Raw genomic sequence first — 16517 nt, 5'->3', positions numbered from 1 at the left:
CGTAACTATTACACATATACCCAAGTCACTTCAGAATATGAGTTGCAGGATTTAATTTAGAGGTGTTTTGGGTATGAAAATCTCATTTTGGAGGTCCGCTTGGAGTTTGGAACGCTTATTTCATTAGCGATATATTTTATCGTTATGCTTGGCATAGGTTTATATGCTTATAAAAAATCAACCAGTGATGTATCAGGCTATATGCTAGGGGGCAGAAGTTTAAGCCCGAGCGTAGCTGCTTTATCTGCGGGTGCGTCAGATATGAGCGGTTGGATGCTAATGGGTTTACCTGGTGCTATGTATATTGCTGGTATTAGCAGCTTATGGATTGGTATTGGTCTTGTAATTGGTGCATTTTTAAATTACTTAATAGTCGCGCCAAGATTACGTACTTATACCGAAATAGCGAATGACTCTATTACGTTACCAGATTTCTTTGAGAATCGTTTTGAAGATAAATCTCATATGTTACGCCTAGTATCATCTGTTGTGATCATTGTATTTTTTACCTTATATACATCTTCGGGAATTGTTGCTGGCGGTAAATTATTTGAATCATCATTTGGGATGGATTACGAGCTAGGCTTATATGTTACAGCTGGCGTAGTTGTTGCTTACACATTATTTGGTGGTTTTTTAGCGGTAAGCCTTACAGACTTTGTTCAAGGCTGTATTATGTTTGTTGCTTTAATTTTAGTGCCATTTGTAGCCATCAGCGAAGTTGGCGGAATAAGTTAAATGCATGAATCTATTACGACTATTAATCCTGAGTTGTTAAATATGTTTAATGGCGTGAGCTTGTTAGGCATTATTTCGGCTATGGCTTGGGGTTTAGGTTACTTTGGTCAACCGCATATTATTGTTAGATTTATGGCTATCCGTTCAGTGAAAGATGTGCCAGTAGCAAGACGTATCGGCATGAGTTGGATGATAGTATCGCTTATAGGTGCTATGGCAACAGGTTTTGCTGGTATTGCTTATGTTGCGTCAACGGGCATTCAATTAGATGATCCAGAAACAATATTCATTTTACTATCCCAGATATTATTCCATCCATTAATTGCTGGTTTTTTATTGGCTGCAATATTAGCGGCAATTATGAGTACCATATCATCTCAATTATTAGTGACTTCAAGCTCTTTAACAGGTGACTTTTATCAAGCATTTTTGAATAAAGATGCAACAGATAAACAGTTAGTTTTAGTTGGCCGTATCTCTGTATTTTTAGTGGCTTTAGTGGCGATATTTTTAGCATATGATAGAGATAGCTCTATTCTTACACTAGTAAGTAACGCATGGGCTGGTTTTGGTGCTGCGTTTGGTCCTGTTGTGATATTGAGCCTTTACTGGAATAAAATGAATCGCAATGGTGCTTTAGCTGGCATGGTTGTAGGTGCTGCAACAGTATTGTTCTGGATATATGCACCAATCACAATTAATGGTCAATCTTTAAGTGCAACTATGTATGAGCTAGTACCTGGCTTTATTTTATGTACTTTGACTATCATCGTTGTAAGTAAGCTTTCAGGCCAGCCAAAGCAGTCAGTTAGTAATAAATTTGATGAGATGCTTAAAGAACATTAAATTTGCTACGCAACTTTAATTAAGGTCACTACGTGGCGTTACTTTTAAGTATAAAAAAAGCATATTCAAAGTTTGAATATGCTTTTTTATTGAAATGATTAACCTTTAATAGAAGCGCTATTATGCTTTATCTTCAATACCAACAATCAACCATGGTGAATCAGCTTGCGTAAGGTTTCTTTCTAAATGCCAAACCTCATCAATTACTTGCTCATCAGCTTGCTCTGTTAAATCACGGTACTTACCCGTAAACTTAACACTGACTTCCCAAAGCACTGGGCTAGTATTTGCTCTAGCTAATTCACAATCTACAAACATAACCTGTGTTTCAACGGTTTCAACATCTTTTCTTTCAGATGTTAATTCATTAAACAATTCAATCGAAACATATTCTTGAATTGTTTCTAAGTTGTTATCATTCCATGCTTTTTGAAGTGTATGGTAATGATCATTCGCACCTTTTAAGAAACCATTTACATCAAAGCCTTGTGGTAAATTAAATGGCACAGAGTCAGTTTGTTTAGCCGAGCTTGCTGAAAATGGTGTTACATTTTCTTTTTGTTGTTGAGCAGGGAAGAGTGCATTTTGTTGACCAGCATAAGCAGATTGTGTTTGCGCTTTTTTCTGCATAAAGCTTTTAAATAATTTAAATAATACAAACGCAACCAATGCCATTAATAGCATATCCATGATTTGCAAACCTTCAAAGTCTCCACCCATCATAGCAGCAATTAAACCACCCATAAGTAAACCACCAAAAATACCAGCCATTAAGCCTTTTTTACTTGATGATTTCTTTGGTGCTTCTTTTTGCTGTGTCGTAGAACCTTGTTTTTTTGCTTGAGTAGTTTGTTGTGTTTTACCTTTACTGCGACTACCAAACTTCTTACGTGCCTCAGAATCAAAGCTGGTTCCTAGCATTAAAGTAAAAAGAGTAAAGATTATAAATAGTTTTTTCATAACTGACCTGTTTAAAAATAATTCGGTCAAGATTGTAGGGTTTAGAAAATACTTGTCAATGTGTAATGGAGATTAAGTACGCTATTGTTTTCAAGGGTGAAATAAACGTAATTAAATTATAAGTTTATCTTAAATGTCGTTTTGTTGTATGTTTAATTTTAAATGAGGGGGATATTGATTGTACTTAAAACTCCTTTATAAGTTTTAAGTACAGTTTTTTTTATTTGCTACGAAGTAGCCTTTAATAAACCTGCTTAGCAGGTTTATTAAGTTTCCCAAATGATATTATCAGCAACTTGTTTTTGATACTTTTCTAAATCTTGACCATTTTCACCAAGCATAATTAAGCTTGCTTCTTGGGTTTGATAAATTTGACCATTGAAGCGTTCATTATTAAATTGAGATTGCGCATTATAGCCATTTTTACTTGGCACGATGAATAAAGTAACTGGGCCTTGAGCTGTTTGAAAAACTAGGTGCAAGCTTTTCTGTCCATCGAAATCACAAAAAGTTGAATAACTTACTTCACCCGGTAAGCTCGATACAGAACCTCCAAATGATGCGAGTTGCGTATTAATTTGCTCTAATTGATATCTTCTATCTGTTGGCTTCAATGAGTTTAGCTCATGATTGACATGGGCTAATGCATGTTGACCAATGTCTAAAGGAGCTTGTTTCATTGTAAAGTTAATTAATATACTACAACAAAATGCAACTGATGCAGCGATTGCTAAATGCACTCTGCGCTTTTTCTTATCAACTCTATGGCTTTCTATAGCTTGGTTTAAAATAAGTTTATCAGCTAAGTTTTCTGGCACTGGAATATTCAGTGCGTCAGTAATATCTTTATCAAGTTGTTTGATATCATTTAAAAATTTATTTCGATCAACATCTTCTTTGGCGAATGCTTCAATAAGAGGATCATTTTCATTCGGCTCAGCGTAGAGACGTCGGCGAAATTCGAGTTCATCCATCTTATTTTACTCCTCTTTGTATTGTGTCTGTTTGGGTTAAAGAATCTTTTAATTGATTACGCGCTCTAAATAAACGCGTCATTACGGTGTTTTTATTGAGCTCTAAAATTTCACTAATCTCTTCACCGGAGCAACCCATTACAATTTGTAATAATAAAGGTTCTCTATATTCGTCAGGTAATTTCATTATTTGGCGCTGTAAATTTGTTTGTTCCATATTTTGTTCAAGAGAATCAGTGGTGGTATCCATTAATGTATCTTGTTCAACATCAGAGTAATCAAATTGTTTCCGCTCAAATCGTCTGGCATTTTCACGTCTTAATATTGTGATCAACCATGACTTCGCTGCTTTTTGATCTAGCAGTGAATCCAATGAGCGCCATGCGCGTAAGAATGTTTCTTGTAATACGTCCTCTGCAACACTAGGGTCTCGACATAACCAACATGCAAACCGATATAGCTCACTATGGTATGTTTTAACTAATGCCTCGTAACGTTTTTGTTTATCAGCCATATCTATAATGACCTGACGTTCAGACTTTCTATTTCCAAACATTTTTATTTTTCTTATATTTTTTTGATGAATCATTATCTGTAGTGATGTCGGGAAAGTACAGGATATATGAACAAGATTTATTATTTTTACATTATTCAATAAATAGTCGGTTTAATGCTAATAAAATTGTTTTTTTTTTGCTAAAATTTCCGCCTTATAATTTAAGGCAGGCATTATGGAGCAATTGGATGTTTGAAGTGAACCCTGTGATGAATCAAATCAAGGATATTCGCGAAAGAACCGATATGCTTAGGGGGTACCTTTGACTACCCTCTAAGAAAAGAGCGGTTAGAAGAAGTGAATGCCGAACTTGAAGATTCTGCAGTATGGAATGAACCTGAGCGTGCACAAGCGCTAGGTAAAGAAAAATCATCACTAGAAGCTATCGTAGAAACAATAGATGTGCTTGATGCAGGTGTTGAAGATGTTGAAGGCTTAGTTGAATTAGCTGTTGAAGCCGAAGATGAAGATACTTTCGATGAAGCACTATCAGAAGCCAATGCTTTGATTGTGCAATTAGAAAAGCTAGAATTTCGTCGTATGTTCTCTGGTGCGCAAGATGAAAATAACGCATATTTAGATTTACAATCAGGATCAGGCGGCACAGAAGCCCAAGACTGGTGTGAAATGTTGCTTCGTATGTATTTACGTTGGGCTGAAGCGAAAGGCTTTAAAGCACAAGTTATTGAAGTAACACCTGGTGATGTTGCAGGTATTAAAGGCGCAACAATTCAAGTGACAGGCCAATACGCTTATGGTTGGTTACGTACAGAAACAGGCGTACACCGTTTAGTACGTAAAAGCCCATTTGATTCAAGTGGTCGTCGCCATACGTCATTTGCTTCTGCGTTTATTTATCCAGAAATTGATGACAATATAGAAATTGATATCAATCCTGCTGAATTACGTATTGATGTATACCGAGCATCAGGTGCCGGTGGTCAGCACGTAAATACCACAGAATCAGCGGTACGTATTACTCACGTACCAACAAATACTGTTGTGCAATGTCAAAATGAACGTTCACAGCATAAAAATAAAGCTCACGCAATGAAACAACTTAAAGCTAAGTTGTTTGAGTTAGAGTTACAAAAGCAAAATTCTGAAAAGCAATCTCAGGAGGATGCAAAATCTGATATTGGTTGGGGTAGTCAAATTAGATCTTATGTACTTGATGATTCTCGTATTAAAGATTTACGTACGGGAATTGAAAACCGTAATACTCAAGCTGTACTAGATGGTGACTTAGATAGGTTTATTGAAGCAAGCCTTAAATCAGGTTTGTAATTAATATAACGAATAGATAACAGAATCGATAAAGAGTTGAAAATGACAGATCAAATTCAAGATGAAAATAAGCTAATTGCAGAACGTAGAGGCAAATTAGACACAATCCGTGAAAACTGCCCTGCAAATGGTCACCCTAACCAGTTTAATCGTGAACATTATACTTTAGACTTACAAACTGAGTTTGGCGAAAAGTCAAAAGAAGAATTAGTAGAGTTAAATCAGGTAGTATCAATTGCTGGCCGTATTTTAGCTAAACGTGGTCCTTTTTATGTTGTACAAGACATGAAAGGCCGAATTCAAGCATATGCAGCAAAACCAGTACAAAAAGACTTAAAAGAAAAGTATGGCCAATTAGATATCGGTGACATTATCGGTGTAACTGGTTCGTTAAATAAATCAGGTAAAGGTGATTTATATGTTGATATGGCTGAGTACCAGTTATTAACTAAATCATTACGTCCATTACCTGAGAAATTTCATGGTCTATCTGATCAAGAAACTAAATACCGCCAACGTTATGTTGATTTGATCACTAATGAAGATACGCGTAATACATTCCGTATCCGTTCTAAAGTTGTTGAAGGTATTCGTCGTTTCTTAGCTGACCGTGACTTCATGGAAGTTGAAACGCCAATGTTACAAACTATCCCTGGTGGTGCAACGGCTCGTCCATTTGAAACGCATCATAATGCGTTAGATATCGATATGTATTTGCGTATCGCACCAGAACTTTACCTTAAGCGTTTAGTTGTTGGTGGTTTTGAGCGTGTATTCGAAATCAACCGTAACTTTAGAAATGAAGGTTTATCTACGCGTCATAACCCCGAATTCACTATGATTGAATTCTACCAAGCATATGCTGACTACAATGACTTAATGAACTTAACAGAAGATATGTTACGTACAGTTGCAACTGATGTACTTGGTTCACCTATCGTAATTAATACGACGAAAGATGAAGCGGGTGAAGTTGTAGAATCAGTTGAGTATGATTTTGGAAAACCATTTACTCGAATCACTATGGCTGATGCAATCTTAAAATATAACCCAGACTTTAAAGCCGAAGTATTCCAAGATCCTGAAAATCATTTTGAAGAGTTAAAAGCATACGCTAAACAAGTGCATGTTCGTATACCTGAAAAATGTGTTTGGGGTCCAGGCAAGTTCTTATGTGAGATCTTTGAAGAAACTGCTGAGCACAAATTAATACAGCCTACTTTTATTACTGCTTATCCATGGGAAGTATCACCATTAGCACGTCGTAATGATGATAATGCATTTGTAACAGATAGATTTGAATTTTTTGTTGGTGGTCGTGAATTAGCGAATGGTTTCTCTGAGCTAAATGATGCATCTGATCAAGCTGAGCGTTTCTCTCGTCAAGTTGAAGAAAAAGATGCCGGTGATGATGAAGCGATGCATTTCGATGAAGATTACATCCGTGCATTAGAATATGGTTTGCCACCTACGGCTGGTGAAGGCATTGGTATAGATCGCTTAGTAATGCTATTTACTGATTCATCAACAATTAAAGATGTTATTTTATTCCCGCATATGCGACCAGAAGTAGAATAATAGACTCTTAAGTCATCCTTTTTTAAAAACGCCGCATTAGCGGCGTTTTTTATTTGAATTAAAAGATGATAAATATTTGAAATATTGTTTTGATTTTAAGCTAATTAAACATAAAATAAACAATGGTGTGTAAAGACTGAGCATACAGTGAAATTCCTTATAAAAAGGTTTGACTTATTTTTCGAAGTCTTTATTATACGCCCCAACAAGACGGAGAGGTGGCCGAGTGGCCGAAGGCGCTCCCCTGCTAAGGGAGTATAGGGTTTGTAGCTCTATCGAGGGTTCGAATCCCTCCTTCTCCGCCATTTATTTTATATTTGGTTCTTGTTAATGTGATTATGAAGCGGGTGCATAGCTCAGCTGGATAGAGTACTCGGCTACGAACCGAGCGGTCGGAGGTTCGAATCCTCCTGCGCCCACCACTTCATGACATCAAATTTAAGATGTAAAAATAAATAAACAGTAATTCTAAAGTGGGTGCATAGCTCAGCTGGATAGAGTACTCGGCTACGAACCGAGCGGTCGGAGGTTCGAATCCTCCTGCGCCCACCACTTTAGAACATCAAATTTAAGATGTTAAAATAAATAAACAGTAATTCTAAAGCGGGTGCATAGCTCAGCTGGATAGAGTACTCGGCTACGAACCGAGCGGTCGGAGGTTCGAATCCTCCTGCGCCCACCACTTTAGAACATCAAATTTAAGATGTTAAAATAAATAAACAGTAACTTTAAAGTGGGTGCATAGCTCAGCTGGATAGAGTACTCGGCTACGAACCGAGCGGTCGGAGGTTCGAATCCTCCTGCGCCCACCACTTTAGACTCTTTCATTAGAGATACAAGCCGACATAAAGTCGGTTTTTTTGTGCCTTAAATTTGAGTTTGTGGCTCTTCAGATTCTCACCATAACAAAGAACTTTATTTATTTACCAGCAGACTATAGCTAAATAAAAATAATATGACATAATAATTTGCTGACTTATAGTATCGATTTTCGCCGGCACGTATTGGCTTAAAAAGAAAGTTATAACCTCACATTTGAAAACACCAGTGAGCAAATCGCTATCAGCTTAAGAACATTATTTCGCTGGCATAACAACATCACCCCATGCTCTACCCGCCAAAAACCGGCAACTAAGCTTGATATGGACAAACTTGCAAAAGATGTAGAGAACTATCCTGATGATTATCAGTAGGAGCGAGCCAAACGGCTAAATGTGGGCAACCTGCCATTCATTAGGGTCTAAAACGACTCAAGATTACCTATAAAAAAACGTTGAGTCACCCCAAAGCGAATTATGAAGCTCGCGTATGTTTTAGGGAAAAATATCCGCTTATGAAAAAGCAGGTAATCAAATCGTTTATTTGGATGAAAGTGGCTTTGCTCAGTGTATGCCACGCCTTTATGTGTATGCAAAAGTGGGTCCCGCTGCTATGGCAACCATGACTGGCATGCTAGAGGTCGAGTAAATGTTATCGGGGCAATTATCGGTGCTACATTTGTCACGCTGAGTGTTTTTTCTTGCGACATCAACTCAGACGTATTCTACGCATGGCTAACCCAAGGTTTACTCCCTAAAATATCTAATGATGCAGTGATTGTCATGGACAATGCTTCGTTTCATAAAAGAGAGGATATGTTGGATGCTATTGATGAGCATGGATGCAAATTGGAATTTTACCGCCATACAGTCCTGACTTGAATCCAATAGAAAAAAAGTGGGCACAAGTTAAAGCTATATACTTTTCAATGCACTCATAAGCAAAGGGTATAAAATAGGTAAGATAATAGAAGTGAGTACAGCACTGACAATTAAAGATACCGACGCAAAAGCACCTATTTTAGAATCAATCTCTACAGCACGTGCTGTACCAAGTGCATGGCATGCTGCTCCCATAGCTAATCCTTGTGCAGCTTTATCTGATACACCTATTAATTTTAAAAATGGATGAGCAAAAATAGCCCCTAATACGCCAATTAATATTACAATAGCGGCGGCGAGTGCGGCGATCCCACCTAAAGAGTTTGTTAATGTCATTGCAATAGGTGAGGTTACGGCATTGGGTGCGACAGAGGCGATTATCTGATTATCAGCACCTAAGATATAAGCGATAAATAAAGCTGTGCTTGTAGAACTTAGTACACCTAAAGTACAAGCGATTAAAATATTCTTTAATTGTGATTTTATATAAACAAACTCTTTATATAATGGCACTGCTAACGCCACAATTGCAGGCTCTAATAATAAAGTTAAAGGTAAATTACTGTTTGCATAGTCTGAGTAAGTACTGTCACTTGAAATTAAAATGAGCATAATTAAAAGCATAGTCAATAAAATCGGGTTAAGAATAAGCCAAGTCGTTATATTTTGAATAGTTTTAAATATTAAAAATATAACGATGGTAAGAATAATTCCTATATAAATCATGATATCGACTTATTTAACTTCTGAAATATAAGGCCGACGACAGCTAAAGTGATAACGCAGCTTGCAATAACACTGATACTTATCGTTATTAAGTTATCTTTTAATAATCCTAAATGCTCAATAAGCCCTACAAGTGTCGGAATAAAAAGCAAAGGCATATATTTTAATAATGGCACAGAGCAAGGTAATACGGTGTGATGTTTTACAACGCCAGTCATTAATAAAGTAAAAAGTATTAACATGCCAAAAATGGCACTTGGAAAAACAAGGTTAAATGTGTAAGAAATTAGCTTGCCTGCAAATAGACAAGCTAAAATAATGATTGTACTGATAAAATACTTCAAAATTTAATATACACCGACGAATACTTAACTAATAAGCTAACATATAAATCATGACTCGGTTACTAGCCATTTGGTTACCAGTGGGATCTGGGTGAAAACTCAGCTTGTTGTTTTTTCTGATTTGCTTTGATTACTTTTTTTGTGTTTTTATTAAGCAATAGTTTGATTTGATTGCAAGTTTCTCTGGCTAAGATTCTTCGATTATTTGATTGGTGGCTTGTTTGATATAAACGTTTTACTGCTGCAATTGTATCAGGTGATTTTTGTATTATCTGCTCTAATAAAATATTAGTTTGCCCATCTAAATCATCAGTTATAAAGCTAATTAAATTTTGATCTAATGCTTGTTGGGCTGAAATGGGTTCAGCATGTGTTGTTAACCAAAGCGCTTGATCATATGGTATAAGTTTAGCCAATTGGACACTTGCTCCCATATCTGGGCACAATCCCCAGCGTGCTTCCATAATTGCAAAGCTACAATCTTTACGTGCAATTCGGTGATCTGCACCCAAAGCGATCTGCATACCACCTCCCCAACAACGGCCATGAATTTGTGCAATGACAGGAATTGACAGTGACTGCCAACCTAGTGTGACTCTTTGAGCTAAGTTTTGGTTTCCTGGTAGCCATTTGAATAATAGTTTGAATACTTGAATGGGCTGTTTCATCACACTGGCAACATCTAAGCCTGTGCAAAAGTCATTGCCATTTGCTTTTAAAATAACGGCGCGGATATTTTTATCTTTTTTTATTTTTTTTATCACGCGGTCTATCGCTAGGAACATAGAGAAATTAAGTGCATTGAGTTTTTCTGAGCGGTTTAACGTGACAGTGGCAATTTGGTTATTAATACTAAGTATAATTAGATTGTTACTCATCGGACCTCCTTTTTAATCAGCGTAAAATTTTAATAGCAAAAAGTAAAGTGGCAAATGTAAGGAACTGGAAGATAAATAATCAGTCTACTCATACTAGGTTCATTTTTCTATCGTTACAATTAAGGCGATGACTTACTAATCAAGCTATTTAAGGTTTTGATGAAAAGTCACATTTTGTAGACTTTTGATAATATATAATAATTTCATTATTTATCAGCTTAATAAAATAAATCGCTGAGTTATTGTCTTTTATCAGTCAATTACATTACTTTATTATTGATAAGTATTACTATTGTTAATAACACGTTATTTTTTAAATCAAATTAAAACAGTTAAAGGAAGATTATTTATGTCTGCGCATGATTCGCTTAATAAATATAATAAACAAATAAAATCAAAGTTGATTCAAGGCGTATTGATATCTTCAATCGCTTTAGCTTTAACTGCTTGTGGGAAACAAGAAGCAGTAAAAAAAGTAACGCCGCCAGCAGCTGTTTCTGTTTATACAATTAAAACAGATGAAGTTGGTAATTACAGAGAATTTGTAGCGCGTACACAAGCGCATCAAGAAGCTGAAATAAAAGCACGTGTTGAAGGCGAATTATTAAAAAGGCACTTTAATGAAGGTACTGCAATCGCACAAGGCCAAGCATTATTAGAGATAGATCCAGCTGAATTTCAAGCCAGCCTTATTCAAGCTCAAGCTGATCTTAAAAGTAAAATAGCGGCTCAAAATGGTGCTGTAAGAGATTTAAAACGTGGTAAAGATGTTGCAAAGCAAGGATTTATTTCTCAATCTGATTTAGATAAATTAACAACAAATGCGGCACAAACTTCGGCTGCAGTAAAAGCTGCTGAAGCAGCTCTGGCCAAGGCGAAACTTAATTTAAGCTATACCAAAATATCGGCACCTTTTTCTGGAAAAATCGGTAAAGTAAACTTTAATGTCGGTAATATTGTTGGCCCACAAAGTAACGCTTTAGCAACGTTGACTTCAATAGATCCTATTTATGTAAATTTTCAGGTTGAAGAGTCTGATTACATCACTTATTTACAAAAACACAAAGAGATTAAATCTACTCAACAAGTACCTATGGATTTAGCTCTTCGTTTACCTAATAATTCTCAGTATGGGCAAATGGGTAAATTAGACTTTGCAGATACTAAAATCGATCAAGGTACAGGTACTGTTGAAATGCGTGCGGTTTTTCCAAATCCTGAAGGAATTGTACTACCGGGTTTATTTGTAACTTTAATTGTAGAAAGCCAAGATAAAAAAGCCATGTCTTTAGTACCTCAAGCTGCTGTGCAAGAAAACCAACAAGGTAAGTTTGTATTAGTAATAGATGAAAACAATAAGGTTGTTACACGTCATGTCAAACTAGGACGTCGTATTAATGCAATGTGGTTAGTGGAGTCGGGGTTAAAAGCGAACGAAAGCGTGATTATTGAAGGTCTGCAAAAAGTAAAACAAGGCGTTGAAGTTAATCCTGTTGAAAAATCTGTAAATGCAATTACAGGCGTTATAAATAATATAAGCGCAAAATAGAGGCCGACTATGATCAGTAAAATATTTATCAATAGACCTAAGCTTGCCTTAGTCATTTCTATTGTGATCACATTAGCAGGTTTAATCTCTTTGGGATTATTGCCAGTTAATATGTATCCACAAATAACACCGCCTCAAGTGCAAATTACGGCTATGTATCCAGGTGCGAGTGCACAAGTTGTTGAAGAGTCGGTACTTAGACCTATTGAAGAGCAAATAAATGGGGTTGAAGATATGATGTATATCGAATCAACCGCATCAAATAATGGTACTGCAACTATTAATGTATTCTTTAAAGTAGGTACTGATAGTGATATTGCGCAAGTTAATGTGCAAAATCGTGTTGCTTTGGCAGAAAGCGGTTTACCCGAAGAAGTAAAGCGTCAAGGTGTGAGTGTTAAAAAGCAATCTACCAGCATGTTAATGGGTATTACTTTATATTCAGAGAAAGAAAATTTAGATGAAATTTTTCTAAGTAACTACGCAACTAATTATCTTGCTGAACCTATTAGTCGTTTAAAAGGGGTTGCAGCAGCCTCTGTGATGGGTGAAAAAAGCTACTCTATGCGTATTTGGTTAAAGCCAGATAAAATGGCTTCATTAGGTGTTACGGTTAGTGAGATTCAAGGTGCTTTAAAAGAGCAAAATTTGATAGTTGCAGCAGGTAAACTAGGTGCATCTCCTTCATTACCTAACCAACAGTTTGAATATTCAATTCAAGCAAAAGGTCGTCTAAAAACAGTTGAAGAGTTTGGTCAAACGATTATTCGTGCTAATAATGACGGAAGATTTGTTCGTTTAACTGATATCGCAAGTATAGAGTTAGGCTCTCAAGATTATAGTATTCAAGCTAAATTAAACGGTAATGATACTGCATTTTTAGTTATTTATCAGTTATCTGATGCCAATGCAACTGAAGTAGCGGCATCAGTTAAAGCACAGATGGAAATTTTATCAGAGCGTTTTCCTGATGGTTTAAAATATTCAATTCCATTTGATACAACTAAGTTTATTGACCGTTCAATTGAAGAAGTTGTCGTTACACTATTTCAAGCCGTAGTATTAGTAATATTAGTGGTTTTTTTATTCTTACAAAACTGGCGTGCAACGCTTATCCCATCTGTTGCAATCCCTATTTCTTTAATTGGTACGTTTGCATTTATGATGCTAATGGGTTACTCAATTAATACCATTACGTTATTTGGTTTAGTATTGGCTATCGGTATTGTTGTTGATGATGCCATTGTTGTAATTGAAAATGTAGAACGTTTACTTAAAGAAGATAAGTTACCAATCAAAGAAGCAGTAACTAAAGCGATGCAACAAGTATCAGGACCTATCATTGCCACCACTTTAGTACTACTTGCTGTGTTTGTGCCTGTTGCATTTATGCCAGGTATAACAGGTGAGCTATATAAACAATTTTCTGTAACGATTTCTTTTGCTGTGATTATTTCATCTATTAATGCGCTGACTTTAAGTCCTGCTTTATGTGTATTGCTATTAAATGAAAAAGCTATGAAACCAATTGGCTGGCTTGCGCCTTTAGAGCGTGGCATTAAAAAGATGACTGCTAGTTATACAGGTAAAATAGATTTTTTATTAAAACGTTCAGCACGTATCGGTATATTAGCCTTAATTATGTTTGCAGCAACGGGTTGGTTAACTAAAGAAGTACCAACAGGTTTTGTACCAGGTGAAGATCAAGGCTATGTATTTGTAAATGTTCAATTACCTGATGCAGCTTCAAGTGTCAGAACTGCTGAAGTAATGAGTAAAGTCGGTGAAATTATTAAAAATGATCCTGCGGTAACAGACTTTATTAGTGTTGCAGGTACGTCATTATTAAGTGGTGCGGGCTCTAATAATGGTTTAGGTATCATTATATTAAAAGATTGGGAAGATAGAACTACGCCTGAGCTTGGGTTACGACAAGTCATTCGTCGTATTATGGGCCAGCTTTGGACTATGCCTGATGCACAAGTGATGGTATTTAACCCGCCACCAATTCCTGGTCTTGGTAATAGTTCTGGTTTTGAATTTAGATTACAAGATAGTGAAGGGCGCGATCCAATGGAGTTAGCGCAAGTGATGAATGGTTTAATTTATGAAGCGAACCAAAGACCTGAACTAACTCGTGTATTTAGTACTTTTAGTGCTAACGTGCCGCAATACTTTTTAGAAGTCGATCGTAATAAAGCCAAGGCACAAGGTGTTGCACTGAGTGATATATTTACGACATTACAGGCACAGCTTGGCTCTATGTATATCAATGACTTTAATCAGTTTGGACGTACATATCGTGTAATGATCCAAGCAGAAACTAAGTTTAGAAAAGACCCATCTGATTTAAGATATTATTTTGTTAGAAATGCACAGGGCGATATGGTGCCATTAACAACACTTGCTAAATTAGAGCCAATTCTTGGGCCAACAAGCATGAATCACTTCAACCTATATCGTAGTGCAAGTATTACAGGTTCTGCAGCACCGGGTTATTCTAGTGGTGAAGCCATAGCTGTGATGCAAGAATTAGCTGAAAACTTACCGGATGGTTATATATATGAGTGGGCGGGTCAATCTAAGCAAGAACTTGAAGCGGGTGATTTAGCGCCTATGCTATTTGCTTTAGCAATTGTATTTGTTTACTTGTTCTTAGTGGCGCAATATGAAAGTTGGACAATTCCATTCTCGGTTATTTCAGCTGTACCACTTGCCGTATTTGGTTCTATGCTAACTTTATATACTTTAGGTATGGAAAATAACATCTATGCGCAAGTTGGTTTAGTGTTACTGATTGGTTTATCAACTAAAACAGCGATATTGATTGTTGAATTTGCGATGGAACTTAGGGCGCAAGGTCAAAGTATTTATGAAGCTGCACTTAATGCTGCAAGATTACGATTTAGAGCAGTATTGATGACGGCCTTATCATTTGTACTTGGTGTATTGCCTTTAGTATTTTCATCGGGCGCAGGTGCAAGTAGTCGTATTTTCCTTGGTATCACAGTATTAGCAGGTATGATAACTGCAACGATATTTGGTACCTTGTTTATTCCTGTATTTTATTCACTTATTCAAAGAATGCGTGAAAAGTTTAAAGGGAAGCCAAGCGAGAGCCTTTAAACTTGAATGTTTTTTATAAAAGCCAAGTTTTACTTGGCTTTTTTTTTGATTAAGGTATAACGATTCAATTAAATAAATTAGGTAGATAATATGGAAAGTCAATCACATTTGTGGACGTTAGAAGAAGTTGGCAAGCAAGCTTATGATGTGTTTTTAGAGCTAGCACCAGATAACTTAAAACCAGAAGATATCACTAAATTTAACAATGATCGAGAAGAGCATGGGTTTATTGAAGAAGATATCGCAGACGAGAGCTGGAATGGCTTTGTGGAATTCGAAATAGATCAAGAAGATTATGCTCAAGTCATTGTTGGCTTAGAATATGACGGTATTGGCGCAGAAAACCAAGATATTATTTTTGCTAAAATATTAATTAGTCGTGATAAAGCGGCACCTTTTTGTCACGTAATTTGGAAAGATTAGGAGTTTAAAATGTATTACCGAGTATTGATGTTGGCTTGTACTTTAGCCAGTTTCACAACTCATGCTAAAGAGTCTTTTTTTGAAGAATTATCTGAATATGGTCAATTGGATGATGATGAAATTCACAATGAGAGGCATGGAGAGCTATTTTACGGTGATACCGAATTCGGTTTTATTGTAACTTCAGGTAATACAGATTCATTAGCTGTAAAGTTAAAAGCAAATGTTTTTCAAGATTTTGATAAATGGCGTAATCAATTTAAGTTTGATAGCTTGCTTAAAAAAGATAAAAATCAAGATACCGGCGAGACCGAAAAGTCTGCCGAACGTTATTTTGCTTCTGCCCAAGGCAACTATAAATTAGGAGAGCAAGAAGCCTCTTTTTTTATCTATAGTGACTTTGAAAAAGATAAATTTAGCGGTTTTGATTACCAAACATCTTTATCATCGGGCTATGGCAATCGTTTATACTCAGGTGAAAAGAATACCTTAGATTTTGATATTGGTCCTGGTGTAAACTACCAAGTCAAAGAAGAGAATATTTCAGAGGCGGGTTTGTTAATTCGCTTGGCTTTGCATTGGCAAAGAAACATTTCTGAAAGAACCCGCTTTAACCAAACTTTAAGCAGCGAAAAGTCACTGTCGGGATTAAATTCAAGGTTAAAATCAGAAACATCTTTAATTAGTCAAATAAATAATGATTTCTCATTGAAGTTTTCATACCTATATCGTTATAACTCGACACCTGAAGATGATAAACTGAATTTTGATGGCGAGACCAGCGCTACCATAGTATATAACTTCCAATAATTTACATATGAGCTAAAGAGAA

At 36.2% G+C, this 16517-nt stretch carries 12 protein-coding genes, 5 tRNA genes and 3 pseudogenes; 14 read left to right on the top strand and 6 right to left on the bottom strand.

From position 1 onward, the window contains the following. Positions 1 to 99: 99 nt before the first annotated feature. Positions 100 to 1584, top strand: a pseudogene (gene putP, locus PSA_RS15890) (sodium/proline symporter PutP). 120 nt (positions 1585 to 1704) lie between these two features. Here putP and PSA_RS15885 read toward each other — a convergent pair. The 3 genes from PSA_RS15885 to PSA_RS15875 form a co-directional block, all read right to left on the bottom strand. Next, positions 1705 to 2544 (bottom strand): Tim44 domain-containing protein, encoded by an 840-nt coding sequence (locus tag PSA_RS15885; RefSeq protein WP_042142873.1) that lies wholly within the window; start codon positions 2542 to 2544, stop codon positions 1705 to 1707. 266 nt (positions 2545 to 2810) lie between these two features. After that, positions 2811 to 3518 (bottom strand): DUF3379 family protein, encoded by a 708-nt coding sequence (locus tag PSA_RS15880; RefSeq protein ID WP_042142870.1) that lies wholly within the window; start codon positions 3516 to 3518, stop codon positions 2811 to 2813. A gap of 1 nt (position 3519) precedes the next feature. After that, a complete protein-coding gene (locus PSA_RS15875; protein ID WP_042142868.1) occupies positions 3520 to 4074 on the bottom strand; it encodes a sigma-70 family RNA polymerase sigma factor in 555 nt (184 codons plus the stop codon). Positions 4075 to 4262: 188 nt separating this feature from the next. Between PSA_RS15875 and prfB the strand changes: the two genes are divergently transcribed. From prfB to PSA_RS27250, 9 genes and pseudogenes are all read left to right on the top strand, one after another. After that, a protein-coding gene (gene prfB, locus PSA_RS15870) for a peptide chain release factor 2 (protein ID WP_127924052.1) occupies positions 4263 to 5361 on the top strand; the annotation gives its coding sequence in 2 pieces (ribosomal slippage) (positions 4263 to 4337 and positions 4339 to 5361; 1098 coding nt in all). Between the two features lie 42 nt (positions 5362 to 5403). Then, on the top strand, positions 5404 to 6939 hold the full coding sequence (gene lysS, locus PSA_RS15865; RefSeq protein WP_042142866.1) for a lysine--tRNA ligase: 1536 nt from the start codon (positions 5404 to 5406) through the stop codon (positions 6937 to 6939). Positions 6940 to 7151: 212 nt separating this feature from the next. Further along, positions 7152 to 7244: transfer RNA gene (locus PSA_RS15860), tRNA-Ser, on the top strand. A gap of 40 nt (positions 7245 to 7284) precedes the next feature. Continuing rightward, positions 7285 to 7361, top strand: a tRNA-Arg gene (locus PSA_RS15855). A gap of 53 nt (positions 7362 to 7414) precedes the next feature. Then, positions 7415 to 7491 (top strand) — tRNA-Arg (locus tag PSA_RS15850). Between the two features lie 53 nt (positions 7492 to 7544). After that, a tRNA-Arg gene (locus PSA_RS15845) sits at positions 7545 to 7621 on the top strand. 53 nt (positions 7622 to 7674) lie between these two features. Then, positions 7675 to 7751: transfer RNA gene (locus PSA_RS15840), tRNA-Arg, on the top strand. 240 nt (positions 7752 to 7991) lie between these two features. After that, positions 7992 to 8132: pseudogene (locus tag PSA_RS27255) on the top strand (IS630 transposase-related protein); the annotation flags it as partial. A 192-nt stretch (positions 8133 to 8324) separates the two neighbouring features. Beyond that, a pseudogene (locus PSA_RS27250) lies at positions 8325 to 8698 on the top strand (transposase). On the opposite strand, the gene PSA_RS15830 reads toward PSA_RS27250, so the two are convergent. From PSA_RS15830 to PSA_RS15820, 3 genes are all read right to left on the bottom strand, one after another. After that, the gene (locus PSA_RS15830) at positions 8673 to 9365 is read right to left on the bottom strand and encodes an LrgB family protein (RefSeq protein ID WP_042142826.1); all 693 of its coding nucleotides are present in this window, start codon (positions 9363 to 9365) and stop codon (positions 8673 to 8675) included. The pseudogene PSA_RS27250 and the gene PSA_RS15830 sit on opposite strands and share 26 nt — an antisense overlap. Next, on the bottom strand, positions 9362 to 9709 hold the full coding sequence (locus PSA_RS15825; protein WP_042142825.1) for a CidA/LrgA family protein: 348 nt from the start codon (positions 9707 to 9709) through the stop codon (positions 9362 to 9364). The genes PSA_RS15830 and PSA_RS15825 overlap by 4 nt, the downstream gene beginning before the upstream one ends. 74 nt (positions 9710 to 9783) lie before the next feature. Then, a complete protein-coding gene (locus tag PSA_RS15820) occupies positions 9784 to 10587 on the bottom strand; it encodes a crotonase/enoyl-CoA hydratase family protein (protein ID WP_042142823.1) in 804 nt (267 codons plus the stop codon). Positions 10588 to 10936: 349 nt separating this feature from the next. Between PSA_RS15820 and PSA_RS15815 the strand changes: the two genes are divergently transcribed. From PSA_RS15815 to PSA_RS15800, 4 genes are all read left to right on the top strand, one after another. After that, positions 10937 to 12136: an efflux RND transporter periplasmic adaptor subunit gene (locus PSA_RS15815; RefSeq protein WP_052379818.1), complete on the top strand. Its 1200-nt coding sequence runs from the start codon at positions 10937 to 10939 to the stop codon at positions 12134 to 12136. A gap of 9 nt (positions 12137 to 12145) precedes the next feature. Beyond that, positions 12146 to 15262: an efflux RND transporter permease subunit gene (locus PSA_RS15810; protein WP_042142821.1), complete on the top strand. Its 3117-nt coding sequence runs from the start codon at positions 12146 to 12148 to the stop codon at positions 15260 to 15262. 90 nt (positions 15263 to 15352) lie between these two features. Further along, on the top strand, positions 15353 to 15685 hold the full coding sequence (locus PSA_RS15805) for an HI1450 family dsDNA-mimic protein (protein WP_042142819.1): 333 nt from the start codon (positions 15353 to 15355) through the stop codon (positions 15683 to 15685). 9 nt (positions 15686 to 15694) lie between these two features. Beyond that, positions 15695 to 16495 carry a YdiY family protein gene (locus PSA_RS15800; RefSeq protein ID WP_042142817.1) on the top strand — a complete coding sequence of 267 codons (801 nt, stop codon included), beginning with the start codon at positions 15695 to 15697 and terminating at the stop codon, positions 16493 to 16495. Positions 16496 to 16517: the final 22 nt, after the last annotated feature.

The organism is Pseudoalteromonas sp. '520P1 No. 423' (assembly GCF_001269985.1).
Classification (GTDB): domain Bacteria; phylum Pseudomonadota; class Gammaproteobacteria; order Enterobacterales; family Alteromonadaceae; genus Pseudoalteromonas.
Note: the sequence above shows the minus strand (reverse complement) of the source record. Positions and strands in the feature narration are given on the sequence as shown.